A 21,426-nucleotide genomic window follows, 5' to 3' on the forward strand; every position below is an offset into this window, starting at 1 on the left:
TCCATCGCAGCCTCTCTATGCGGAGGTGTCAGCAAATGCGCGGCAACTGCTCTCCGCTCAACCAGTCGACGACGCGGCGCCCGCCGAAGCGGGTGTCCATCTGCACGAAGCGGTGGGGGTCTTCGACGACGCTACCGATGCGCGCGGCCTGCGCGCCCAGCGGATGAGCGCGCATCGCCGCCAGCACCGCCTCGACTGCCTCGGGCGCGCAAGCGGCCACCAGCTTGCCTTCGTTGGCGATGTACAGCGGGTCCAGGCCCAGCAGTTCGCAGGCCGCATCGACCTGCGGCAGCACCGGGATCGCGTCCTCCTGCAGCAGCATGCCGACACCGGACTGGCGCGCGATCTCGTTGAGCGTCGTGGCCAGGCCGCCGCGCGTGGGGTCGCGCAGCACCCGCACGCCCCCCGGCGCAGCCTGCAGCATCGCGGCCACCAGGGTGTGCAGCGCCGCCGTGTCGGAGCGGATCGTGGTCTCGAACTCGAGCGACTCGCGCTGCGACAGCACCGCGACGCCGTGCTCGCCGATCGTGCCGGACAGCAACAGCACGTCGCCGGGACGCGCGTTCCTGCCGGAGACGTCGACACCGACTGGCACCACGCCGACGCCGGTGGTGCTGATGAAGACGCCATCGCCCTTGCCTTGCTCCACGACCTTGGTGTCGCCGGTGATCACCGGCACGCCGGCCTCGCGCGCCGCAGCGGCCATCGACTCGACGATGCGCTTGAGATCGGCGAGCGGGAAGCCCTCTTCGAGGATGAAGCTGGCGGCCAGATAGAGCGGCCGCGCGCCGGACATCGCCACGTCGTTGATCGTGCCGTGCACGCTGAGGCAGCCCACGTCGCCGCCAGGGAAGAACAGCGGCGACACCACGTGGCCGTCCACCGCCATCACCATGCGCTCGCCTTGCGGGATGGCAAACGCCGCACCATCGTCGCCCTGGCGCAGGTAGTCGTTGTCGAAGGCCGCGAGGAAGAGCTCCTCGATCAGCTGCATCGCCGCGCGCCCGCCGGCGCCATGCCCCATGTCGATGCGGCCGTTCTTGATGTCGAGCGGCCGGATGTAGTCCTTCTTGACAATGCTCATGCTGCCGCCACGATCGCGATGTCCTTGAACCGCCCGTAGGAGTAGTGCGCCGCGCAGGCGCCCTCGCTGGACACCATGCAGGACCCCACCGGATTCTCCGGCGTGCACACCGTGCCGAAGATCTTGCAGTCGGTCGGCTTCTTCACACCGCGCAGGATGGCGCCGCATTCGCAGGCCTTGTTGTCGGCCACCGGCTGGTAGCCGAGCTGGAAGCGCCGCTCGGCATCGAAGGCGGCGAAGCCGGGGCGGATCTTGAGCGCGCTGTACGGCACTTCACCGAGGCCACGCCACTCGAAACTCGGCCGCAGCTCGAAGATGTCGGACACCAGCGCCTGCGCATTCAGGTTGCCGTCGCGGTTGACCGCACGGGTGAACTCGTTCTCGACCTCGGCGCGCCCTTCGTTCACCTGGCGCACGAGCATCAGCACCGCCTGCATCACGTCGAGCGGCTCGAAGCCGGCGATGACCACCGGCTTGCGGTACTCCTGTGCGAAGTGCTCGTAGGGTCCGGAACCGATCACGATGCTGACGTGTGCCGGCCCCACGAAGCCATCGATCGGCACCGTGCCGAACTGCCGTACTTCGGGCGACTCGAGGATGTGCGTGATCGCCGACGGCGTGAGCACATGGCAGCACAGCACGCTGAAATTCGCCAGCCCCTCCTTGTGGGCGTCGCGGATCGCCAGGGCCGTGGGCGGCGTGGTCGTCTCGAAGCCGATCGCGAAGAACACCACCTCGCGCTGCGGGTTCTGGCGCGCGATCTGGAGCGCATCGGCCGCCGAGTACACCATGCGGATGTCGCCACCGCGCGCCTTGGCACGAACCAGCGACAGGCCGTCGGACGCCGGCACGCGCATGGTGTCGCCGTAGGTACAGACGATGGCTCCACGCTCGAGTGCGAGCTTGATCGCCAGGTCGATGCGGCCGATCGGCAGCACGCAGACCGGGCAGCCTGGACCGTGCACCATGCGCACATTGGCCGGCAGCAGCTCGCTGACGCCATAACGCGAGATGGCGTGGGTGTGGCCGCCGCAGAACTCCATGAAGCTGTAGCTGCGGTTCGGACGAACCTCCTGGCGCAGCCGCTCGGCGATCTTCTGGGCGACGCCGCCGTCGCGAAACTCGTCGATGTACTTCATGACAGCGCCGCTCCCGAGGCGGCCGGCAAACGGGCGACTTCACCGAACATCGCGAGCGTGCGCTCGGCTTCGGCCGGATCGATCTGCCCGATAGCATGTCCGACGTGCACGATCACGTAGTCACCGACGACCACGCCGGGCAGCAGGGCCACGGAGATCTCCTTGCGAATGCCGCCGAGGTCGACCACGGCCTGGTCGGCGGGCTTGAGTTCGATCAGCTTGGCGGGGATGGCTAGGCACATGAGAGGCTCTCGTTGACTTCGATGGAAAGGGGCCGGCCGCCGGCATGCAGCAGGTGAGCGGCCACCCAGGCCTGCCCGAGCGCCAGCGCCGCATCGCCGCAGGTGTGGGCCTGCGGCCTCAGCACCTTCAGCCCCTGCCGCTGCAGGCCGGCGGTGACATGCTCGGTGAGCACCATATTGCAGAAGCAACCGCCGCCGAGGCACACGGTGCGCGCACCGCGCTCGCGGGCTGCTGCACCAGCCCAGCCGGCCAATGCCTCGGCCAGCGCCACGTGGAACCAGGCGGCCTCGGCGGGCACCCCGCCAGCAGCATCGCCGTGATCGAGCAATCGCGCCAGCAAGGGGCGCAGGTCGAGGCGATCGATCCGGCTCGCATCGACGATGTCCGTCCGCGTCGGCCGGCCATTCGCCGCGATCCACGCGCGTGCCTGTTGCTCCAGCGCGATCGCGGCCTCGGCCTCGTGCGCCTGGCGAACGCTCAGCCCCAGCGCAGCGGCGGCCGCGTCGAACCAGCGCCCGGCGCTGCTGGTGGGAGGGCAGTTGAAGCTGGCGACGAGCAACTGCTGCACGAGGCGCGCGGCACTCGCACCCACGGCGCCAACGAAGCGCTCACCGATCTCGCCCCCACGGCCCAGCGCGTGGAGCGCCGACGCAGCCATCCGCCAGGGCTCGCGTGCCGCCACATCGCCTCCGGGCAGTGCCAGCGGCCAGAGGCCGCCGAGGCGCTGCCATTCGGCGGTGTCGACCCACAGCAGTTCACCACCCCAGGCGGTGCCGTCGGTGCCCAGGCCGACGCCGTCCAGCGCCAGGCCGACGACCGCCTCCTCGACGCCATGCTCGGCCATCACCGCCGCGATGTGGGCGTGGTGGTGCTGGACGCCGATCGCGGGAACCCCCAGCTCCGCGGCCAGAGACACCGCCAGGCGGGTGCTGTAGAAATCGGGGTGCAGGTCGTGCGCGATCGCAGCCACCGGCCGGCCGGGTCGGCGCAGCAGCGACTGCATTGAGGCATCGAGCGCGCAGCAGGCACCCGGTTCACCCAGGTCACCGTGCAACGCCGACCAGACCGGCACGCCGCCCTCGAGCAGGCACACGGCATTCTTCAGCCAGGCGCCAGCGGCCAGTACGGTGGGCAGGTCGTTCGGCACGATGCAGCCGTTCAATCTGACGTTGCCGCCCCTGCAGCGGCAGCGAGCGCGGCTTCGAGCTCGGCCACGCGCCGACGCAGCGCAGCTTCGGTATCCGGACCTTCGGAGCGAGCCGGGGACGCCGGCTCATGATGGTGATGGTGGTGAGCGTCGACCGGCGACATCGCATGCTCCAGCCAGTGCAGCCAGTCGTCCATGCCGGCTCCGCTGGTCGCCGAGAGCTGGATCACCTCGATCGCCGGGTTGACGCGCCGGGCCGCCTGGATGCAGCGCTGGACGTCGAAGTGCAAGTGCGGCAGCAGGTCGATCTTGTTCAGCACCATCAACGAGGCGGCGGCGAACATGTCAGGGTACTTGAGTGGCTTGTCCTCGCCTTCGGTCACCGAGAGGATGGCCACCTTGGCGGCCTCGCCCAGATCCCACACCGCGGGGCAGACGAGGTTGCCGACGTTCTCTATGAACAGCAGGCTGTGCGCGTCGTGATGATGCGCGTGGTGGTGGTCTGCGTGATGGTCGTGCGTGTGCAACCGGGAGAAGGCATCCGCCACCATCGGCGCATCGAGGTGGCAGCCCTTGCCGGTGTTGACCTGGATGGCCGGCGCACCGGTCGCACGGATGCGCTCGGCGTCGAAGCTGGTCTGCTGGTCGCCCTCGATGACCGACACCGACAGCCCGGGATGGCGTCGGCGCAACGCCTGGATGGTGGCGCACAGCAGAGTGGTCTTGCCGGAGCCGGGACTGGACACCAGATTCAGTGCCGTCACGCCATGTGCCTCGAAGTGCTGGCGATTGCGCCGCGCGATGCGGTTGTTCTCGCCGAGGATGTCGGTCTCGAGCTTGATCGCGCGCGCCTGGCTCATGCCGGGCACCGAGACGCGTGCGGCGCCGGCACCGTAATGCAGGTCGCCGTGGCGAGGATCCACGTGAACGTGCGTCCCCGAGAGGCTCGGCGCAGCGTCACGATCCTGCGCCTGCGCCACCACGGCCTCGTCGGCAGGCTTCGCCGCTTTCGGATCCTCGGACCCGGCACAACCACAAACGACACACATACTCGCTCCTTCTGTCTAATCGTCGACCAGCATGTCGAGCACCCGCAGTTCGGTGCCTCCGGTGGGCTGCACCTGGTAGCCGCCGCACACCGGACAGGCATCGCCGCGCTGGGCGATCTCGACCGTCTGGCTGCAGTGGAGGCACCAGGCCTGGCCGATCGGCTCCTCGATCTCGAACCGCGCGTCCTGGAGGCAGGTTCCCGGCGCGAGCGACTCCAGCGCAAACTGCAATGCGCGCACTTCCACGCCGGCCAGACGCCCGGCTTCCATGCGCAACACCGTTACGCTGCGAAAGCCCTCGCGCTGCGCGGCGTCTTCGACGAGCTTCAGGATGCCGCCGGCCAGACTGGCTTCATGCATGGGCGGCCTCCTCCAACCAGGCCGGCTCGATCTCATAGGGCACGCACGGATCGTAGGCTGCCATGAGGAGGGCGACTTCGCGCTGGCGCGTCGGTGCGACTTCGGCGGACAGGCGCTCGAGCGCTGCAGCCAGCGCACCGGCAGGATGAAAGTTCCATTCCGTGGGGGCAAGCACGCGGCAGCTGTCGACGCGCGCCGCATCGCCCTGGTTGTCGAGGCGCACATGATGGACCAGCAGGCCGCGCGCCATCTCTGCCCAGGCCAGGGCCTCCCCCGGGCCGAGCGCCAGGCTGCCGCTCGCGAGCCACTGGGCGCCGCTGCGCCGCGCTCCGTCGGGCAAGGCAAGGCGCACGGCCTCGGCCAGGCGTGCACCGAGGCGCAACCTGGGGCTGTCGAGGCGCGGGCCGGCCGGCCGGTTCAGACGGTTCCATGGTCCGGTTTCTGCGCAGGCGCCGCGCCAGAGCGGCTGGCGAACGAAGGCGGGGCTTTCTTGCAAGGCGTCGGCGAGTTCGCGCAGCGAGGCCGCACCCGCATGAGGTTCGAGATCGGCCGCGGGCAGCACACGGTCGGCGACCGCGGGCATTCCCCTGAACAGTTCGGCCAGCCACCCTTCGCTCTGACCGGCCCACTCGATCGACCAGGCCTGCGGATCGCGTTCCCACCTGGCCAGCCATTGCGACGCGGGCATGCGCAGGACGGCATGCTGCAGCCAGTCGAGCAGGCCCGGGATCGCTTCGCCCGCCGTCGTGTTCGAGGGCAGCAACGGAGCGACGAACGCCGGGCAATGCTGAAGCTGGCTCATCGCCTGGGCGGCGAGCGCCTCGCGATGCGACGAGACCGCCAACTGCCGAGGCCAGTCCATGCACAGGCGACGCAAGTGCTCGCGCAGACTGCCGAGCTGCAGCGCGCCAGCGGCATTGCGTTCGTCTGCGTCACCCCGGCCACGCGCAGCAGCCACGGCGCGCTGCGCGCACAGGCGGTGCGCATGGCCGCACAGGCTGTACAGGCTGCCCAGGATGTCGGCCAGCGCGGCGGCGGGCTTGCCGCGGGTCAGCAGATCGGTCAGGTCCGGGCGGGTGCTGACCAGGTTGTGCGGCCGAGGCCGACCGGGACGCACCAGCAGGGCGCCACCCAGGTCCGCGAGCCGCCCCGCACTCATCGCACCGCCCCGGTGGCCGATGACCGACCGAGCAAGAAGGATCGGCGAGCCGGCGAAGGGGTCTGCTCAACGGCAGCAACCGGCACGCGCAAGGTCGTGAGCACGGCACGCGCGGTGGCCACGGCCGCCGCCTGGTCGACGAACTCGAACATCGGCGAGAACAGCGAGCAGGCCGCATAGGAGCCAAAGGCGGGCTCGTGGCCTCCGATGAAGTCGAAGTTCTCGCTGCCGACGGGCCGCGTCCGCGAGACGCCGACGCAGGCGACGTCATCACGGCGTTCCAGAGGCATCGTGACGAGGTTCATGAACCAGGGGGTGACGAGAATACCGACCGCCTCCACGTCGCCGCCGGATTCTGGATCGGCGATCGCCGGATCGAACGCCGGTTCGAAACCCACCGCTTCCACCTGCAACGCCGGGTTCAGAACCGGCACGCCAGCCATGCGATCGCGCTCGATGCCGCGGAACAGGTCCACGAGATCGCAGACGCGCCGCGACAAAGCGGCAGCAGGAGACGACGCAGCGCTCATGATCAGGTGGTGCCGTCGAGCACCATGAACTGCTCGGCATCCCCGTCGCACTGCGGGCATCGCCAGTGCGGCGGCAGATCCGAGAAGGACGTGCCGGGGTCGATCTGCCAGACGGGATCGCCGAGCGCGGGGTCGTAGACCCACCAGCAGATCTTGCATTCGAGACGCGCGCCGGCCGGCAGGCGGGCGCTGTTGCCGAGGTAGCTGCCTTCGAACCGCGGCGGGCTGCTGGAGTTCACGGTCTCACCCCGCACACGAAAGCGGTGCGCTCGACGGCCTGCAGGACCGCCGGGTCGAGGCACGCCGCTCTTCTCATGCCTGCTCCACCCACTCCAGCACTTCCCTCAGACGCTCGTGCGAATCGTCGAGGTCTTCCTTGGCGGCTTGGGCCACCTCAGGCAGCTCGACGACTTCGACGGTGTTGAGGATGACCACGTCCTGCGAGTTGTAGTACACGACGCGCCAGCAATTGGGCATGCGGGTGTTGGTGATGCGGCAGTTGCCATAGCCGCGCGACAGGATCAGCACCCGGCCCGTGCCGAGATGGTGATCGAGGAAGCCGATGTCTTCGGTCGACATCGGCAGCAGCGTGAGGTTGACGACGTGAGCCGCCTGGCCCGGACGCCAGATGCGCCACTGATCCTCGATCTCGGCCAGCAGAGAGGGTGCGTTCTGCACATTGGGGGGCAGATCGCCGGTCCAGCGCGGCACCTGGGCCCAGACATCGTCGCGTGCGGCCGCCTTCAGCGCCTGCGGCACGGGGCCGAGTTCGATGACGTCCGACATGACCTGACCATCCATCGAGCGGACCACGCGCCACACGCCGGCAAAGACGGACTCCTGCACGCGCAGCTCATGACTCGCATCGCCGTCGCTCTTGACCAGCGCACTCACCTCGCCCTCGCCGAGCACCTGGTTGACGAGCTGCAGGTCCGCGGCTGGCAGTCCCAGCAGGTCGACGCTGCGGTTGCCGCCGTTGCGGCGCGCGTCGTCGAGGGCCATCAAGGCCTCGCGCAAAGCGCGGTGCGCCTGCTCTCGCGCGGCGATCTCCTCGGGCTCGGGAAGAATCGGCGGGCGGAAGGTCTCCATGCCCTGGGGCATCGGCATGTACTGGAGGCTCTCGTCCTCCTCGGGCTGGCTGCCCGGACCAACGCCTATGCCCACGACCGGTATCGGAAAGTCTTTCATGAGGTGCTTCCGTGAAAGGGTTGTTTCAATGGCACGACGAACCGGAGGATCCGGCACTGACCACCGGGATGCCGATGGTCGGCGCGCGCGAGGTCGGCATGGCCAGCGCCTGCTTGACGCGTTCGACGTAATCGTCCCAATCGAGCATGCCGGAGATCGTGGTCACGTACTGGCCATCCCGCAGGAACAGCAGCGTCGGCCAGCGCTGCGAACCGTAGCGGCGAGCCACGGCTTCCTCGCTCTGTCGCGGCACGACGCCGACGAGGAAACGCCCCGGGAAGCTGCGTTGCAGCTCCGGCAGCACGACAGCCACATCCAGCCCCTCAGGAAAGCGGACCGGATCGCCAGCGAACAACACGACGCGATCACCTCCCTGCGCGGCCCAGTCACCGATGCTGGTCTCGTCGACCCACGTCGCACCGTGGACGCTGACGAGCCGCTCGATCAGCGGCGACGTTTCGGGAACGGCCATCGTCGTCTTGGGGGGCTGCACGGGCAGCTTCACCAGGGTTTCGTGGCTCGACGTGTCGGTACTCATGGTGATTTCTCCAAAGTGGGGCTGGATGCCGCCCCCGCCAAAGCAAGGACTTCGTCCTGGTTCATGCGCGACGGCAGGGCGAAGGAGGCGACGCCGTCGGCGGCATCGCCGTGCATCACCGCTTCGAGCAGATCGAGCGTGGCGTCGATCTCGCGCGCGCGCTCGGTCGTCAGACGCTCCTGAGCGCTGTCGATGAACACGAGCAGCCAATCACCGGGTGCGACGTCGCCCACCAGCGCCGTCCGGACACGGCGAGACTCACCTCGGCCGCGGCACTGCGCGTGACCGGGCTCGACGCTCAACACCTGCATGGGAAGTCCGATGCACATGGCGGCTCGATCAGTTCTGAGCGACTGGCGGGAAGAAGCGTTCGTCGCCGACTCGGCACGCAAGTTCTTCCGGTGGGCGCTGCTCTTCGTAGCGGCCGATATCGAGCTCCGAGAAGGTCACCGACTCGTGCTCGCCCAGCGGCGCGGTGCGCGGCACGGGCCTCGCGCCCCATTGGCGCAGCGTGTCGACCCCATGCGCGAGCGCGTCCTCCAGCGCCTGCTTGACGCGCGGCCGCAGGCTGCCGCCGTAGTCCTCCAGCTCTTCAGGCTGGCAACCGATCAGCAGCACCTGCTTCGGGTACTGCTCCGTCAGCAGCGCCAGCATCAGCACCTCCTGGAAGCCGGTCTGGTGAAGGCTCATCTTCTTCGCCCCCATGAAGCGCGGCACGTCGTCGTTCTCGACCAGCTTCAGCGTGCCTGGCGTCAGCCCGTAGTCGATGGCATCGAAGATCAGCAGGCGCGTCGCAGCCTGCACGTGCTGGATGAGGTAGAGCCCCTGGGTGCCGCCGTCGATCAATTGCACGTGAGGCGCGAACTCGTAGCGGCGCTGCAAGGCCTCGATGCAACGCACGCCGAAGCCTTCATCGGCCCACAGGACGTTGCCAATGCCGAGGACGCAGATTACCTCCGCCTCAGGGTTGCCACCTAGGTCGTGACAGTCGCCAGCAGACGGACGAGCGCTCATGCGGGTTGACTCCAACAAGAAAATCAGTGGGTGCCGCGGGTGCGGCGGGTCTGGACGCGGAGCAACTTCCAGGTGTGGAAGCTGTCCCAGGCAGATTGCAACGCGAGCCAGAACGCCGCATCGGTTCCGAACACCAGCGCGCAACGGATGGCGGTATCGGCCGTGATACCGCGCTGGCCATGCACGATCTCGTGCAAGCGCCGGCGCGATACGCCGAGCAGGCGTGCCGCCTCGGTCTGCGAGAGACCGAGCGGGGTCAGGTAATTGCGCCGGAGAAAGCGCCCCGGATGCCAGGGAGCACGGCCCGGCACCCCGGGTGGCAGCAGCATCGTCGTGGCCGCAAGGGACCGCGACGAACGATCCGAGGCCCCGGCTCCCCGCGAGAAAAAGTCGCCCGCGCCGGACGGCCCTCCCGGTGCGCGCACATGCCGCACTGGACCGATCCATGCCAGTCGCTCGCCCGCCGCCGCTCCGACCGTCCGGGTCGCGCCCCAGCCATTGCGCTGAACCAGATCTTGCAGGCTCATGGCCGTCAGTCCTTGAAGGTGCGGTGGCCGGAGATCATCGTGCTCACCACGCTCGATCGACCCATGATGTCTTCGCGGATGGCGGCGTACACGTGCACGATGACGAACACGATCAGCCACCACATCCCGAGGTGGTGCCAGGTGTGCACGTCCTGGGACTGCCCGAACAGCGGGATCACCCAGCCGAACATCACGTCGGCCCAGGAACCGGCCTGCGCGCCTTCACCGTACAGCGCGAACCCGGTCACGACCATGAACACGGCCGTCAGGAAGAACATGAAGAACATCGCGAAGCGTGCCAACGGGTTGTGTCCCACGTACTTGCCGGGCCGCGCGCTCACGAAGGCATACCACTTCACCATGCCCCATACCTCGAGCCAATAGGCGCGCTGGAACACCGGTACCCAGAACAACTCGCGGGCGTGGTGGTTCCCGACCACGGCCCAGTAGAGACGCCCGAGCAAACCGACGGCCAGCAGGTAGCCGGCGGCGAAATGGGCGAAGCGGATGTAGCCCATCAGGTAATTGGCGCTGGCCTCGCCCGGCATGGTCGGCAAGGGCGAGCCGATGAAGTAGCCCGTGATGGCCAGCACGCTGATGGCCAGCGCATTGATCCAGTGCCAGATGCGCACCGGTACTTCGTAGACGTAGACCGACTTGATGGATTGCGCGTGGACGAGGTCGTGCGCGTCGGTGCCCTCGACAGGGGCGTTCGAACTATTCGCGGGTATGGCGGACATGAATCGTCTCCTCTTCGGGCTGGCGTGATGCGACTCGATCGGCCGTGATCAAAGACGGGCGGCGAGCATCACCACCCCGGCTCCTCCGACCACCGTGGCCGCCAGCCGAGCCACCCGATCGGGCAGCCGCTGAAGACCGACGCCGGCGGCGAGGCCCACGCCGTGCAGCAGCGTCGTCGCCCCCATGAAACCGGCGGCATAGGCCACTGCCGAAGCACCGACCGCCAGCTCGCTGCCATGCGCATAGCCATGGAACAGCGCCGCCGCACCGACCAGCGTGAGGCCGAGCGATGTCGGCACGTGCCGCCCCGCGAACAGCATCGCACCCAGCAGCACCACACTCGCCGCCACGCTCGACTCCACCGCCGGCAAAGCCACCCCCTCCCACGACAGCAGAGCGCCGATCAGCAGCGCCGCAAGGAACACCCCCGGTCCGAGCAGACGCCGACCGACAGGCAGCGCGATCGCCGACCACAGGCCCACGGCGACCATCGCCAGAAGATGGTCCAGCCCCAGGAAGGGATGGGCCAGACCTTCGACCAGGCCATGCGCTCCGTGACCGGTGTGCGCCTGGCTGGCCGTCGCCGCCGCCAGCAGCATGCTGGGCAGTGCGAACCGCAGGGAAATGCTCTTCGACATGGGTTTCTCCTCGGAATGCGGGTGTGGTGTAGGGGCGGTGCTGTCAGCGCACCTTGACACTGGTGAGCTCCTGGCCGTCGGGGCTCATCACGTGCGTCGAGCAGGCCAGGCAGGGATCGAAGGAGTGCAGCGTGCGAAGGATTTCCACCGGTTGCTCGGGGTTGGCCATCGGCGTGTTCATCAGGCTGGCCTCGAAGGCCCCGATCTGCCCCTTGTTGTCGCGAGGGCTGCCGTTCCAGGTGGTCGGCACGACGCACTGATAGTTCTCGATCCGCCCGTCCTTGATGCGGATCCAGTGCCCCAGCGTTCCGCGCGGTGCCGCGACCGTGCCCACGCCCTTGGCTTCCTTCGGCCAGGTGGCCGGATCCCACTTCTCGACATTGGCCGTGGTGGTGTCGCCGGCCTTGATATTGGCGACCAGTTCCTTGAAGTCCTCGAGCATCATCTCCGCGCAGTACTGCGCCTCGAGCGCCCGCGCGAGCGTGCGGCCGATCGTGGTGGGTAGCAACTGCTTGGCGCTGTACTGCGTCTCGGGCAGACCCAGCGCCTTGGGATAGACGCTGTTGATGATCATGGCCGAGGTGTCGATCTGCTCCTTCACGCGTTGGCAGTACTTGTGACCCTGCTTCGCGTGGGCATAGCCCAGGATGTAGCGAGACAGAGGGCCGACTTCCATCGCATGGCCGCGCCAGCGCGGCGACTTGATCCAGGAGTACTTCGCGCTCTCGTCGAGCTCCTGGATATTGGTGCGCGTGCCCTTGGTGTTGGCTCCGAGCACGTAGTTCGGCTCGGTGACGCCGTCCCACGGATGCAGGCCCTTGGATTCGTCGGCGTACTTGTACCAGCTGTGCGGCACGAACTCCTGCACCTGCTCGGGGTCCCGCGGATCGACCGGGTGGATGACGTCCCAGTTGCCGTCGAGGATGGCACCGCCCGGCAGTTGCTGGGTGCTGTGATCGCCCATCACCTTTTCGTAGGTGCCGTAGTCGAGCACGTTGGTCGCCGACAGGCCGCCACCGTAGAGCCAGCCGGCCTGCTTGTAGATGGTGCCGATCGCCAACACGTCCGGGATGTAGACGTTGTTGTTGAACTCGATCATCTCCTTGATGCGCGCCTCGACGAAGTTCAGGCGCTCCATGTTCACCGGCGCGCCGGCCGCGCCGTCCTTGTCGATGTTGATCGCGCAGGGCACGCCGCCGACCAGGTAGTTCGGGTGCGGGTTCTTGCCGCCAAAGACCGTGTGAACCTTGACCCACTCCTTCTGCAGATCCAGCGCCTCGAGATAGTGCGTGACGGCCATCAGGTTGGCCTCTGGCGGCAGCACATAGGCCTTGTTGCCCCAGTAGCCGTTCATGAACGGTCCGAGCTGGCCGCTCTCGACGAACTTCTTGAGCCGGTTCTGGATGTCGCGGAAGTAGCCCGGCGACGACATCGGGTGACTCGGCGACACCAGGTGCTGGAGATCGGAGGTCTTCTTCGGGTCGGCCTTCAGCGCTGACACGACATCGACCCAGTCGAGGGCATGCAGGTGGTAGAAGTGGACGGCGTGATCGTGCTCCTGCAAGGTCTTCGCCATGATCTCGCGGATCAGGTAGGCGTTCTTCGGAATGACGATGCCGAGCGCATCTTCCACCGCACGCACCGAAGTGAGCGCGTGGCAGCCGGTGCAGACACCGCAGATGCGCTCGACGAAGGCCCACGCGTCGCGCGGATCGCGCCCCTTGAGAATGACCTCCAGACCACGCCACATCGTGCCGGTGGAGACGGCGTTGCGGATGACGTTGTTGCTGTCGAGGTTGACCTCGCAGCGCATGTGGCCTTCGATGCGCGTCACCGGGTCCACCACCACGCGGCGGCCCGAGTTGTCCATCTTGAAGCCCTGAGTTTCGTAAGCACCCATGTGTCGTTCCTTTGTTCGTGCTCAGCGCTTCACTGCCCGGCGCGGGAGGTTTCGTTCGTCTTCGAATCGGTCTTCTGCGTCGCACGCTTGATCGCCGACACGGCGGCGTGGGCGACGGCGGCCGCGCCCACCACACCGGCCGCGGCACCACCGACCTGGTCGGCGTTGGCCTCGATGCCGAACTGATGGATGTTGGTGAGGCGGTCGTAGAACGACCCCTTGTCCCAGAAGCCGTCTTCGGAGCAGCCGATGCAACCGTGGCCGGCCTGGATCGGGAAGCTGGTGCCCTCGTTCCAGCGCGTGGTCGAGCACGCGTTGTAGGTGGTCGGGCCCTTGCAGCCGACCTTGTAGAGGCAATAGCCGCGGCGCGCCGATTCGTCGTCGAAGTGCTCGACGAACTGACCGGCATCGAAGTGCGGCCGGCGGTAGCACTTGTCGTGGATGCGCTGGCTGTAGAACATCTTCGGTCGGCCCTGGCGATCGAGCTCGGGCAGCCGGTCGAAGGTGAGCATGTAGGTGATCACCCCGGTCATCACCTCGGCGATCGGCGGGCAGCCCGGCACCTTGATGATGGGCTTGTCGAAGATCACCTTGTGAACCGGCGTGGCCTGCGTGGGATTGGGCTTGGCGGCCTGCACACAGCCCCACGAGGCACACGAACCCCAGGAGATGATGGCCTTGGCGTCCTTGGCCACGTGCTTGAGCTGGTCGATGAAGGGCTTGCCGCCGATGATGCAGCTCATGCCATCCTGGTTCAGCGGAGGATTGCCCTCCACCGCCAGGATGTAGTTGCCCTTGTACTTGGCCATGATCTCTTCGAGGATCGCCTCGGCCTGATGGCCTGCGGCGGCCATCAGCGTGTCGTCGTAGTCGAGCGAGATCATCGACAGCACCACGTCCTTCGCGAGCGGGTGCGCTGAGCGGATGAAGCTCTCCGAGCAGCAGGTGCATTCCAGACCGTGCAGCCAGAGCACCGGCGTACGCGGCTTGTTCTCCATGGCGTGCGCGATCTGCGGCACGAAGGCCGGACCCAGCCCCAACGAGGTGGCCGTGAGCGAGCAGTACTTCAGGAAGCTGCGGCGCGAAATGCCTTGGCGGCGCATCACCTCATAAAAGGTTTCCATCGTGGAAGGTCTCCGGTTGCTACTGGATGTGATCGAACCGTGCGACCGGCCCGCCGCGGCAACAGCAGACCGGCGCACCGGGTGGGCAAGACAACACAAGTCGTGGGCCAACCCCGCGCGGCTCGCGGGAAAACCCCGAATGCCTCTCGTAAGTCCTTGTCGCGACTGGGACTATTTGCGAGGACAGTCGACGCATGCCCCAAGGTCGCGACAGCAGTGGAAGCGGCTCTTGCAGTTGAATCCATCATCTGCAATGGCAACATCCGATTCGGCTCACGGCTGCGGGAAACCGGCGGCACGGATGGCAGAGAATCGCTTCGTCGCTCAACGAGAAGAAGATCTGAACCATGCCCGTGATCACCTGCATCGAAGACCTGAGGGTTCTGGCCCGGCGCCGGGTGCCGAGGATGTTCTACGACTACGCCGACTCGGGCTCCTGGACCGAGGGCACCTACCGCGCCAACGAGACCGACTTCGCCCGCATCCTGCTGCGCCAGCGCGTGGCGGTGAACATGGAGGGCCGCTCGCTGCGCACCACCCTGGCCGGCCAGGACTGCGCCATGCCGGTCGTGATCGCCCCCACCGGCCTGACCGGCATGCAGCACGCCGACGGCGAGATCCTGGGCGCGCGCGCGGCCGAGGCCTTCGGGGTGCCGTTCACGCTGTCGACGATGAGCATCTGCTCGATCGAGGACATCGCCGCGCACACGAAGGCGCCGTTCTGGTTCCAGCTGTACTGGATGCGCGACCGCGATTTCATGGAGCGGCTGATCGAGCGAGCCAAGGCGGCACGCTGCTCGGCGCTGGTGCTGACGCTGGACCTGCAGGTGCTGGGGCAGCGCCACAAGGATCTGAAGAACGGCATGACGGCGCCGCCCAAGCCGACGCTGGCGAACCTGATCAACCTGGCGATGAAGCCGCGCTGGTGCCTGGGGATGGCCGGGACGCGGCGCCACAGCTTCGGCAACCTGGTGGGGCATGCCAAGGGGGTGAGCGACATGTCTTCGCTGGGGACGTGGACGAAGGAGCAGTTCGATCCGCGGCTGAGCTGGGACGATGTGGCGTGGATCAAGCAGCGCTGGGGCGGCCGGCTGATCCTGAAGGGGATCATGGAGGTGGCCGACGCGAAGCTGGCGGCCGACAGCGGGGCCGACGCGATCGTGGTGTCGAACCACGGGGGGAGGCAGCTCGATGGGGCGCCGTCCTCGATCGCGGCGCTGCCGGCGATCGCCGAGGCGGTGGGCGACCGGATCGAGGTGTGGATGGACGGGGGGATCCGCTCGGGCCAGGACGTGCTCAAGGCGGTGGCCCTGGGAGCGCGCGGCACGATGATCGGGCGGGCCTTCCTGTACGGGCTGGGCGCGATGGGCCAGGCCGGCGTGACACGCGCCCTCGAGATCATCCGCAACGAGCTCGACATCACCATGGCCTTCACCGGCCATACCGATATCAGACGGGTGGGGCGCGAGATCCTGGTACCGGGCAGCTACCGCGGCGCGGGCGGGCCGTCCTGATCGCCCGGCGGCGAACCCGCGCTACGGCAATGGGTGCCGGCTAGACCTGCACGGCCGCGATCAGGCCTTCGGCGAGCCAGCCCTGAAGGACCGCGACGACGGCCGTGGCGGCATCGGCCTCGCCGACCTCAGCGGCAGCACGGGCGCACAGCGCCGCGAACGGCTGGCGATCGAGGACCGCGCGCAATAGCACCGTCTCCAGGCTTTCGAGCGAACGCCAGCGCGTCTCCAGGCCCGGTCGCCAGGCCAGCAGGCAATGTTCGTGCGGTTCCGGTTCGGGCAGTTCGGGTTCGCCATCGGCTGGCTGCGCCGCCTGTGTCTGCAGCGCACGCCACAGCGGCTCGACCGCCCAGTGCAGCGTCACCAGCCGGGCGCTGGGCAACAGCGAGAAACGCAGACCGGGCCAGGCCCGCGCATCGAGGGTCTGCAGCGCTTCCGCCCGGATCGGCAGGGCATCGGCGGCATCGAAGGCCATCCGCAGCGCCCACTCCATGCGCGCCAGATCGGCCAGGGACGGGTGCGGCGCCAGTTCCGGCCGAGCCTGCATGAAATCGGCCAGGGACTCACCGAACCAGCGGATCGACGGATGCCGCGACGGACACGCCGACAGATAAGCCTGCGCCAAGGCCTCGAAGGCCTCGTCGCCCATGACCCGCGGCAGTCCCTCGTGGTTCTCGCGCAGCGCGGCGACGAGGCGGGCGCGGTAGGCGTGGCGGTAGATGTTCAGCAGCGAGCCGCCAGGTCGTGGCCGCAGCAACCCGTCAGCCGGCGTCGCCCCGGCGGCGGCGTCCTCGACGACGGCACGGCTCAGCCGCCGCTGCTGCTCGATCAGCACGCCCGCATTCATGCCGTCATCTCACGCACACCGCGGCCGGTCCTCGCCGCGGACAGCGCGCCGGCCTGAACCTCCCGCGCCACGTCGAGTTCGGCCACCAGCTCGGCCAGCGGCGGGATGCGGTCATCCCGCTCGATCATCGTCGGCACCGCGCCGAACCGCCGCGTCGTGTAGTCATACAGCTTCCACACGGCATCGCACACCGGGTGGTCATGCGTGTCGATCAGGTGGCTGCCGTGGTCCTCGTGGCCGGCCAGATGGATCTGCCGCACGCGCTCGCGCGGCAGGGCATCGATGTAGCACCGCGCGTCGAAGCCGTGATTCACGCTGCTGACGTGGACGTTGTTCACGTCGAGCAACAGATCGCAGTCGGCGCGCCGCGCGAGCTCGGCGACGAACGCCCACTCGCTCATCTCGTCGGCTTCGAAGGCCACGTAGCTCGACACGTTCTCGAGCAGCAGGCGACGGCCAAGGTGGTCCTGCACGCGCGCCACCCGCTCGCACAGGTGGCGCAAGGCAGCCTCGGTGTAGGGCATGGGCATCAGATCGTGCAGGTTGTGGTGGTCCACGCCGGTCCAGCAGAGATGGTCGGAGATCCACGCCGGCTCGATGCGATCGGCCAGCGCCTTCAGGGCGCGCAGGTATTCGAGGTCCAGGTCGTCGGCACTGCCGATCGACAGCGACACACCGTGCATCGCCATCGGGTAGTCGCGGCGCAGGCGGTCCAGGTGCTGCAGCGGCGCGCCGCCCGGCAGCATGTAGTTCTCCGAGATGACCTCGAGCCAGTCCACCGCGGGCCGCCGTTCGGCGAATGCAGCGTAGTGTTCGGGACGAAGTCCCAGGCCGAAGCCCTGAAGCATGGTGCTCATCGGTGAGGGTGCAAAGACGCACAAGAGGCACGAAGGTCCGCGCATCGGCCAGGGCCGACGCGCGGACCTCGTGACCGATCCGTCGGGCCTACTTCGCGACGGTCCCGCCGGCGTCGGTGCATTCCTTCGCGGACTTCTTGCTGACCCAGCCCTGGCCCTTGCACGTGTTCTGACCCTTGCAGGCGCTGCTGGCGGTCTTGCACTCCGAAGTGCCCTTGCAGCTGTTCACCCCGGCGCAGTGCACCGAGCCGGTGTCAGCAGCCTGCACCGTGGTGCTGACCGTGCCCATGGCAAACAGGGCGGCAGCGGCGCCGGCAATCGCCAGACCAGACTTGAAATTCGTCATGTGGATCTCCTTCGGATGGATGGTTGCGGAACGGCAGGCCGGGGAACGTCGTCGCACTCCGTGCACTGGCCTTCTTCGGTCGCACCTGGCGGCGTTTACTTACACCGACATCGAATCAGGCACGCAGGAGTCCTGTACGCAGCGCAGGCGACGGCGGATGCGGCGCGGCTCGCACGGGCAAACGCGCAAACCCCGCACCTCGGCCCTCTAGAATCGCTCGGCCTCGCAGTGCCCGACCCCGCACGCATGATTTCCTGACGAGCCGCTGTCACCCGAGAGATCGCCGATGAGCGCCCTGTCCCGAATCGTTTCGCCGATCGACGTCCTCAACGACCGCTTCGCCTGGCTCGCCCAGTGGGCCGTGCTGGCCTGTTGCCTGATCAGCGCCGGCAATGCGCTCGTGCGCTACGGCCTCGACTACAGCTCGAACGCCTGGCTCGAGATCCAGTGGTACCTGTTCGCCGCCTGCGTGATGCTGGGCGCGTCGCAGGTGCTGCGGCTCAACGAGCATGTGCGCGTCGACGTGTTCTACGGCCGCCTGTCCGGCCGCGGCAAGGTGTTTGTCGACCTGTTCGGTCTCGTCGCCTTCCTGATGCCCGTCGTGCTGCTGATGCTGTGGCTGTCGCTGCCGCTGTTCTGGCGCACCTACACGAGCGGGGAGATGTCCGGCAACGCCGGCGGCCTGATCCGCTGGCCGGCGATGCTGATGCTGCCGCTGGGCTTTGCGCTGCTCGCGCTGCAGGGACTGGCCGAGATCGCCAAGCGCATCGGCTGGCTGCTGCATCGCCACGAGATGCACACGCACTACGAGCGCCCCCTGCAATGACGATGGAGCAGTTCGCCCCGCTGATGTTCGCGGGGTTGATCGTCGTGCTGCTGATCGGCTTCCCAGTGGCCTTCTCGCTCGCGGCCTATGGTCTGCTGTGCGGCTTCATCGCGATCGAGGCAGGTTGGTTCCCGCCCGAGTTCATGTCGGCGCTGCCGCTCAACGTGTTCGGCATCCTCAGCAACGACCTGCTGCTGGCCATCCCCTTCTTCACGCTGATGGGCGCCGTGCTCGAGAAGTGCGGCCTCGCCGAGGACATGCTCGACTCGATGGGCCAGCTCTTCGGTCCGGTGCGCGGCGGCCTGGGCTATTCGGTGATCATCGTCGGCTTCGTGCTGGGCGCCATCACCGGCACCGTGGCCGGCCAGGTGATCGCGATGGCGATGATCTCGCTGCCGGTGATGATGCGCTACCGCTACGACCTGCGCTATTCCACCGGCGTCCTCGCCGCGTCGGGCACGATCACGCAGCTGGTGCCGCCCTCGCTGGTGCTGATCGTCATGGCCGACCAGCTCGGCCGCCCGGTGGGCGACATGTACAAGGGCGCCTGGGGTCCGGCCATCCTGCAGGTGCTGCTGTTCGCGGCCTATACCTTCGTGCTGAGCCGTCTGCGCCCCGCCGCCGTGCCCGGCGTGCCGAAGGAAGCGCGCACTCTGAGCGGCCGGGCGCTGTGGCTCAAGTGCCTGCGCGGCATCGTTCCGTCTGCCGTCCTGATCTTCGCGGTGCTCGGCAGCATGGGCGGCCTGCCCGGCATGGACCACGCGATCGCGACGCCCACCGAGGCCGGCGCGATGGGCGCGGTCGGCGCCTTCCTGCTGGCCGCCCTGCACCGCCGCCTGAGCTGGCCGCTGCTGCGCGACGCGCTGGCGGGCACGATGCGCATCACCGCGATGGTGGTGTTCATCCTGATCGGTTCGCGCGTGTTCTCGCTGGTGTTCCAGGGCGTCGACGGGGGCAAGTGGGTCGAGCACATGCTCTCCGGCCTGCCCGGAGGCCAGATCGGATTCCTGATCGCGGTCAACGTCTTCATCTTCTTCCTGGCGTTCTTCCTCGACTTCTTCGAGATCGCCTTCATCATCCTGCCGCTGCTCGCGCCGGTGGCCGACAAGCTCGGCATCGACCTGGTGTGGTTCGGCGTGCTGCTGTGCGTGAACATGCAGACCTCGTTCATGCACCCGCCGTTCGGCTTCGCGCTGTTCTACCTGCGCGGCATCGCCGACTCGCTGTTCAAGAGCGGCACGCTGCCCCGCCCGGTGCCGTCGCGCGACATCTACCTCGGCGCACTGCCGTGGGTGATGCTGCAGCTGCTGCTGGTGGTGATCGTGATCTTCGTGCCGGAGACAGTCACGGTCTTCCTCGACAAGGAAGAGAAGATCGACCTCGACAAGGTCCGCATCGAGATGCCGGTCGATCCTTCGGACACGGCGGCCTCGGAACCCGACCTCGACGAACTGTTCCGCGACCGGCCGCCGGCGGCAGACCCGGCCGCCTCGGCCCCCTGAGGCTCAGAGCTTCTGCGACTGCATGAAACGGTCGAAGGTCGCCTCGGTGAAGCGGAACCACACGTTCTGCTCGGCGCGGAACTTCGCGTAGTCCTCCCACACCTTCTTCCAGGACGGGTTCTTGGCCGACAGGTCGGCGTAGATCTGCTCGGCCGACTTGAATGCCGCGGTCATCACGTCGGCCGGGAAGGGCTTGAGCTTGGTGCCCGAACCCACCAGCTGCTTCAAAGCCGGTGGATTGCGCGCGTCGTAGCGCGCCTGCATCTCGATGTGCGACTGCGCCGCGGCGGCCTCGATCATCGACTTGTAGTCGGGCGTCAGCGCCTCCCACGCCTTGTTGTTGATGAAGAAGTCGAGCTGCGGCCCACCCTCCCACCAGCCCGGGTAGTAATAGTTCGGCGCCACCTTGTTGAAACCGAGCTTGAGGTCGTCGTAGGGACCGACCCATTCCGCCGCGTCGATGGTGCCCTTCTCGAGCGCGGGGTAGATGTCGCCGCCCGGCAGCGACTGCGGCACCACGCCGAAGGGCTCGAGCACGCGGCCGGCAAACGGGTTGCAGCGGAACTTCAGACCCTTGATGTCGGCGATGGACTTGATCTCCTTGCGGAACCAGCCGCCCATCTGCGCACCGGTGTTGCCGCCGGGGAAGTTGACGATGTTGTACTTGGCGTAGAACTCGCGCATCAGTTTCAGGCCGTTGCCGTCGTACATCCACGCAGACATCTGGCGGGAGTTCAACCCGAACGGCACCGCGCAGCCGAGGCAGAAGGTCGGGTCCTTGCCGTAGAAGTAGTAGGGCGCGGTGTGGGCAATGTCGACGGTGGCGTTCTGCACCGCGTCGACCACGCCAAAGGCCGGCACCAGCTCGCCGGCCGCATGCACCGAGATCTGGAATCGGCCACCGCTCATCTCGCCGACCTTCTTCGCGAACAGTTCGGCCGTGCCGAAGATCGTGTCGAGCGACTTCGGGAAACTCGAAGCCAGCCGCCAGCGCAGGTTGCTCTGGGCGTGCACGACCGCCGGTGCGGCGCCCGTGGCCAGCACACCGGCCAGACCGGCCCGTTGCACGAAGGAACGGCGTTGCATCAAGGACGACTCCTGGAGAGGGAAGGAAGGATCGAAAAGATTCTAGGAGCGCCCTCCGCGGCCCGGC

Annotated in this window: 25 protein-coding genes; 3 read left to right on the top strand and 22 right to left on the bottom strand. The window is 67.7% G+C overall.

Going from position 1 to position 21,426, the window contains the following annotated elements; genetic code table 11:
• Window positions 1-28: 28 nt before the first annotated feature.
• From hypE to MPE_RS14265, 18 genes are all read right to left on the bottom strand, one after another.
• A complete protein-coding gene (gene hypE / locus MPE_RS14180; protein ID WP_011830394.1) occupies window positions 29-1,084 on the bottom strand; it encodes a hydrogenase expression/formation protein HypE in 1,056 nt (351 codons plus the stop codon).
• A complete protein-coding gene (gene hypD, locus MPE_RS14185; protein ID WP_011830395.1) occupies window positions 1,081-2,223 on the bottom strand; it encodes a hydrogenase formation protein HypD in 1,143 nt (380 codons plus the stop codon). Before hypD ends, hypE begins: the two co-directional genes overlap by 4 nt.
• The gene (locus MPE_RS14190; RefSeq protein ID WP_011830396.1) at window positions 2,220-2,465 is read right to left on the bottom strand and encodes a HypC/HybG/HupF family hydrogenase formation chaperone; all 246 of its coding nucleotides are present in this window, start codon (window positions 2,463-2,465) and stop codon (window positions 2,220-2,222) included. The genes hypD and MPE_RS14190 overlap by 4 nt, the downstream gene beginning before the upstream one ends.
• Window positions 2,456-3,628 (bottom strand): Kae1-like domain-containing protein, encoded by a 1,173-nt coding sequence (locus tag MPE_RS14195; protein WP_011830397.1) that lies wholly within the window; start codon window positions 3,626-3,628, stop codon window positions 2,456-2,458. Before MPE_RS14195 ends, MPE_RS14190 begins: the two co-directional genes overlap by 10 nt.
• On the bottom strand, window positions 3,625-4,662 hold the full coding sequence (gene hypB / locus MPE_RS14200) for a hydrogenase nickel incorporation protein HypB (protein ID WP_011830398.1): 1,038 nt from the start codon (window positions 4,660-4,662) through the stop codon (window positions 3,625-3,627). The genes MPE_RS14195 and hypB overlap by 4 nt, the downstream gene beginning before the upstream one ends.
• A 15-nt stretch (window positions 4,663-4,677) precedes the next feature.
• Window positions 4,678-5,022, bottom strand: coding sequence for a hydrogenase maturation nickel metallochaperone HypA/HybF (locus MPE_RS14205; protein ID WP_011830399.1), 345 nt, complete (start codon window positions 5,020-5,022; stop codon window positions 4,678-4,680).
• Window positions 5,015-6,181: a HupK protein gene (locus tag MPE_RS14210; protein WP_011830400.1), complete on the bottom strand. Its 1,167-nt coding sequence runs from the start codon at window positions 6,179-6,181 to the stop codon at window positions 5,015-5,017. The genes MPE_RS14205 and MPE_RS14210 overlap by 8 nt, the downstream gene beginning before the upstream one ends.
• Complete coding sequence (hybE, locus tag MPE_RS14215; RefSeq protein WP_375136156.1) at window positions 6,178-6,771, bottom strand: [NiFe]-hydrogenase assembly chaperone HybE; 594 nt, start codon at window positions 6,769-6,771, stop codon at window positions 6,178-6,180. Before hybE ends, MPE_RS14210 begins: the two co-directional genes overlap by 4 nt.
• A complete protein-coding gene (locus MPE_RS14220; protein WP_036230946.1) occupies window positions 6,714-6,950 on the bottom strand; it encodes a rubredoxin in 237 nt (78 codons plus the stop codon). Before MPE_RS14220 ends, hybE begins: the two co-directional genes overlap by 58 nt.
• 73 nt (window positions 6,951-7,023) lie before the next feature.
• Window positions 7,024-7,899 (bottom strand): hydrogenase expression/formation protein, encoded by an 876-nt coding sequence (locus MPE_RS14225; protein WP_011830402.1) that lies wholly within the window; start codon window positions 7,897-7,899, stop codon window positions 7,024-7,026.
• Between the two features lie 25 nt (window positions 7,900-7,924).
• The gene (locus MPE_RS14230; RefSeq protein ID WP_011830403.1) at window positions 7,925-8,437 is read right to left on the bottom strand and encodes a thioredoxin domain-containing protein; all 513 of its coding nucleotides are present in this window, start codon (window positions 8,435-8,437) and stop codon (window positions 7,925-7,927) included.
• The gene (locus tag MPE_RS14235; RefSeq protein ID WP_011830404.1) at window positions 8,434-8,766 is read right to left on the bottom strand and encodes a HypC/HybG/HupF family hydrogenase formation chaperone; all 333 of its coding nucleotides are present in this window, start codon (window positions 8,764-8,766) and stop codon (window positions 8,434-8,436) included. Before MPE_RS14235 ends, MPE_RS14230 begins: the two co-directional genes overlap by 4 nt.
• 10 nt (window positions 8,767-8,776) lie before the next feature.
• A complete protein-coding gene (locus tag MPE_RS14240) occupies window positions 8,777-9,451 on the bottom strand; it encodes a HyaD/HybD family hydrogenase maturation endopeptidase (RefSeq protein ID WP_011830405.1) in 675 nt (224 codons plus the stop codon).
• Window positions 9,452-9,474: 23 nt separating this feature from the next.
• Window positions 9,475-9,978: a HigA family addiction module antitoxin gene (locus tag MPE_RS24675; protein ID WP_011830406.1), complete on the bottom strand. Its 504-nt coding sequence runs from the start codon at window positions 9,976-9,978 to the stop codon at window positions 9,475-9,477.
• Between the two features lie 5 nt (window positions 9,979-9,983).
• Window positions 9,984-10,718: a Ni/Fe-hydrogenase, b-type cytochrome subunit gene (gene cybH / locus MPE_RS14250; RefSeq protein ID WP_011830407.1), complete on the bottom strand. Its 735-nt coding sequence runs from the start codon at window positions 10,716-10,718 to the stop codon at window positions 9,984-9,986.
• 48 nt (window positions 10,719-10,766) lie between these two features.
• Window positions 10,767-11,357 (bottom strand): HupE/UreJ family protein, encoded by a 591-nt coding sequence (locus MPE_RS14255; protein WP_011830408.1) that lies wholly within the window; start codon window positions 11,355-11,357, stop codon window positions 10,767-10,769.
• A 43-nt stretch (window positions 11,358-11,400) separates the two neighbouring features.
• Window positions 11,401-13,257 (bottom strand): nickel-dependent hydrogenase large subunit, encoded by a 1,857-nt coding sequence (locus MPE_RS14260; RefSeq protein ID WP_011830409.1) that lies wholly within the window; start codon window positions 13,255-13,257, stop codon window positions 11,401-11,403.
• A gap of 29 nt (window positions 13,258-13,286) precedes the next feature.
• Window positions 13,287-14,381, bottom strand: a complete 1,095-nt coding sequence (locus MPE_RS14265; RefSeq protein WP_011830410.1) for a hydrogenase small subunit — start codon at window positions 14,379-14,381, stop codon at window positions 13,287-13,289.
• Window positions 14,382-14,728: 347 nt separating this feature from the next.
• Here MPE_RS14265 and MPE_RS14270 point away from each other — a divergent pair, with 347 nt between their 5' ends.
• A complete protein-coding gene (locus MPE_RS14270) occupies window positions 14,729-15,895 on the top strand; it encodes an alpha-hydroxy acid oxidase (RefSeq protein ID WP_011830412.1) in 1,167 nt (388 codons plus the stop codon).
• A gap of 40 nt (window positions 15,896-15,935) precedes the next feature.
• Here MPE_RS14270 and MPE_RS14275 read toward each other — a convergent pair whose 3' ends face one another.
• The 3 genes from MPE_RS14275 to bufA2 form a co-directional block, all read right to left on the bottom strand.
• Window positions 15,936-16,742, bottom strand: coding sequence for an HvfC/BufC N-terminal domain-containing protein (locus tag MPE_RS14275; RefSeq protein WP_011830413.1), 807 nt, complete (start codon window positions 16,740-16,742; stop codon window positions 15,936-15,938).
• Complete coding sequence (gene bufB, locus MPE_RS14280; RefSeq protein WP_041929700.1) at window positions 16,739-17,599, bottom strand: MNIO family bufferin maturase; 861 nt, start codon at window positions 17,597-17,599, stop codon at window positions 16,739-16,741. The genes MPE_RS14275 and bufB overlap by 4 nt, the downstream gene beginning before the upstream one ends.
• Window positions 17,600-17,687: 88 nt before the next feature.
• Window positions 17,688-17,945, bottom strand: coding sequence for a BufA2 family periplasmic bufferin-type metallophore (gene bufA2 / locus MPE_RS14285; protein WP_011830415.1), 258 nt, complete (start codon window positions 17,943-17,945; stop codon window positions 17,688-17,690).
• Window positions 17,946-18,231: 286 nt separating this feature from the next.
• Between bufA2 and MPE_RS14290 the strand changes: the two genes are divergently transcribed.
• Together MPE_RS14290 and MPE_RS14295 are read left to right on the top strand one after the other, a co-directional pair.
• Window positions 18,232-18,771: a TRAP transporter small permease subunit gene (locus MPE_RS14290; RefSeq protein WP_011830416.1), complete on the top strand. Its 540-nt coding sequence runs from the start codon at window positions 18,232-18,234 to the stop codon at window positions 18,769-18,771.
• Window positions 18,768-20,273, top strand: coding sequence for a TRAP transporter large permease (locus MPE_RS14295; RefSeq protein ID WP_011830417.1), 1,506 nt, complete (start codon window positions 18,768-18,770; stop codon window positions 20,271-20,273). The genes MPE_RS14290 and MPE_RS14295 overlap by 4 nt, the downstream gene beginning before the upstream one ends.
• Before the next feature lie 3 nt (window positions 20,274-20,276).
• Here MPE_RS14295 and MPE_RS14300 read toward each other — a convergent pair whose 3' ends face one another.
• Window positions 20,277-21,359 carry a TRAP transporter substrate-binding protein gene (locus MPE_RS14300; RefSeq protein ID WP_011830418.1) on the bottom strand — a complete coding sequence of 361 codons (1,083 nt, stop codon included), beginning with the start codon at window positions 21,357-21,359 and terminating at the stop codon, window positions 20,277-20,279.
• Between the last annotated feature and the right edge of the window lie 67 nt (window positions 21,360-21,426).

The sequence above is a fragment of the Methylibium petroleiphilum PM1 genome, from assembly GCF_000015725.1.
In the GTDB taxonomy this organism is placed as follows: Bacteria; Pseudomonadota; Gammaproteobacteria; order Burkholderiales; family Burkholderiaceae_C; genus Methylibium; species Methylibium petroleiphilum.

Bases quoted from the DNA above. Each gene is read 5' to 3' on its own strand.
- MPE_RS14275 (WP_011830413.1), bottom strand. From the start codon at position 16,742: ATGAATGCGGGCGTGCTGATCGAGCAGCAGCGGCGGCTGAGCCGTGCC.
- bufA2 (WP_011830415.1), bottom strand. From the start codon at position 17,945: ATGACGAATTTCAAGTCTGGTCTGGCGATTGCCGGCGCCGCTGCCGCC.
- MPE_RS14265 (WP_011830410.1), bottom strand. From the start codon at position 14,381: ATGGAAACCTTTTATGAGGTGATGCGCCGCCAAGGCATTTCGCGCCGC.
- MPE_RS14260 (WP_011830409.1), bottom strand. From the start codon at position 13,257: ATGGGTGCTTACGAAACTCAGGGCTTCAAGATGGACAACTCGGGCCGC.
- hypB (WP_011830398.1), bottom strand. From the start codon at position 4,662: ATGTGTGTCGTTTGTGGTTGTGCCGGGTCCGAGGATCCGAAAGCGGCG.
- MPE_RS14235 (WP_011830404.1), bottom strand. From the start codon at position 8,766: ATGTGCATCGGACTTCCCATGCAGGTGTTGAGCGTCGAGCCCGGTCAC.
- MPE_RS14255 (WP_011830408.1), bottom strand. From the start codon at position 11,357: ATGTCGAAGAGCATTTCCCTGCGGTTCGCACTGCCCAGCATGCTGCTG.
- MPE_RS14270 (WP_011830412.1), top strand. From the start codon at position 14,729: ATGCCCGTGATCACCTGCATCGAAGACCTGAGGGTTCTGGCCCGGCGC.
- MPE_RS14210 (WP_011830400.1), bottom strand. From the start codon at position 6,181: ATGAGTGCGGGGCGGCTCGCGGACCTGGGTGGCGCCCTGCTGGTGCGT.
- MPE_RS14240 (WP_011830405.1), bottom strand. From the start codon at position 9,451: ATGAGCGCTCGTCCGTCTGCTGGCGACTGTCACGACCTAGGTGGCAAC.
- MPE_RS14190 (WP_011830396.1), bottom strand. From the start codon at position 2,465: ATGTGCCTAGCCATCCCCGCCAAGCTGATCGAACTCAAGCCCGCCGAC.
- bufB (WP_041929700.1), bottom strand. From the start codon at position 17,599: ATGAGCACCATGCTTCAGGGCTTCGGCCTGGGACTTCGTCCCGAACAC.
- hypE (WP_011830394.1), bottom strand. From the start codon at position 1,084: ATGAGCATTGTCAAGAAGGACTACATCCGGCCGCTCGACATCAAGAAC.
- MPE_RS14295 (WP_011830417.1), top strand. From the start codon at position 18,768: ATGACGATGGAGCAGTTCGCCCCGCTGATGTTCGCGGGGTTGATCGTC.
- MPE_RS14225 (WP_011830402.1), bottom strand. From the start codon at position 7,899: ATGAAAGACTTTCCGATACCGGTCGTGGGCATAGGCGTTGGTCCGGGC.
- cybH (WP_011830407.1), bottom strand. From the start codon at position 10,718: ATGTCCGCCATACCCGCGAATAGTTCGAACGCCCCTGTCGAGGGCACC.
- MPE_RS14300 (WP_011830418.1), bottom strand. From the start codon at position 21,359: ATGCAACGCCGTTCCTTCGTGCAACGGGCCGGTCTGGCCGGTGTGCTG.
- MPE_RS14290 (WP_011830416.1), top strand. From the start codon at position 18,232: ATGAGCGCCCTGTCCCGAATCGTTTCGCCGATCGACGTCCTCAACGAC.
- hypD (WP_011830395.1), bottom strand. From the start codon at position 2,223: ATGAAGTACATCGACGAGTTTCGCGACGGCGGCGTCGCCCAGAAGATC.
- MPE_RS24675 (WP_011830406.1), bottom strand. From the start codon at position 9,978: ATGAGCCTGCAAGATCTGGTTCAGCGCAATGGCTGGGGCGCGACCCGG.
- MPE_RS14230 (WP_011830403.1), bottom strand. From the start codon at position 8,437: ATGAGTACCGACACGTCGAGCCACGAAACCCTGGTGAAGCTGCCCGTG.
- hybE (WP_375136156.1), bottom strand. From the start codon at position 6,771: ATGCCCGCAGTGCGACGGGGATGCCGAGCAGTTCATGGTGCTCGACGG.
- MPE_RS14205 (WP_011830399.1), bottom strand. From the start codon at position 5,022: ATGCATGAAGCCAGTCTGGCCGGCGGCATCCTGAAGCTCGTCGAAGAC.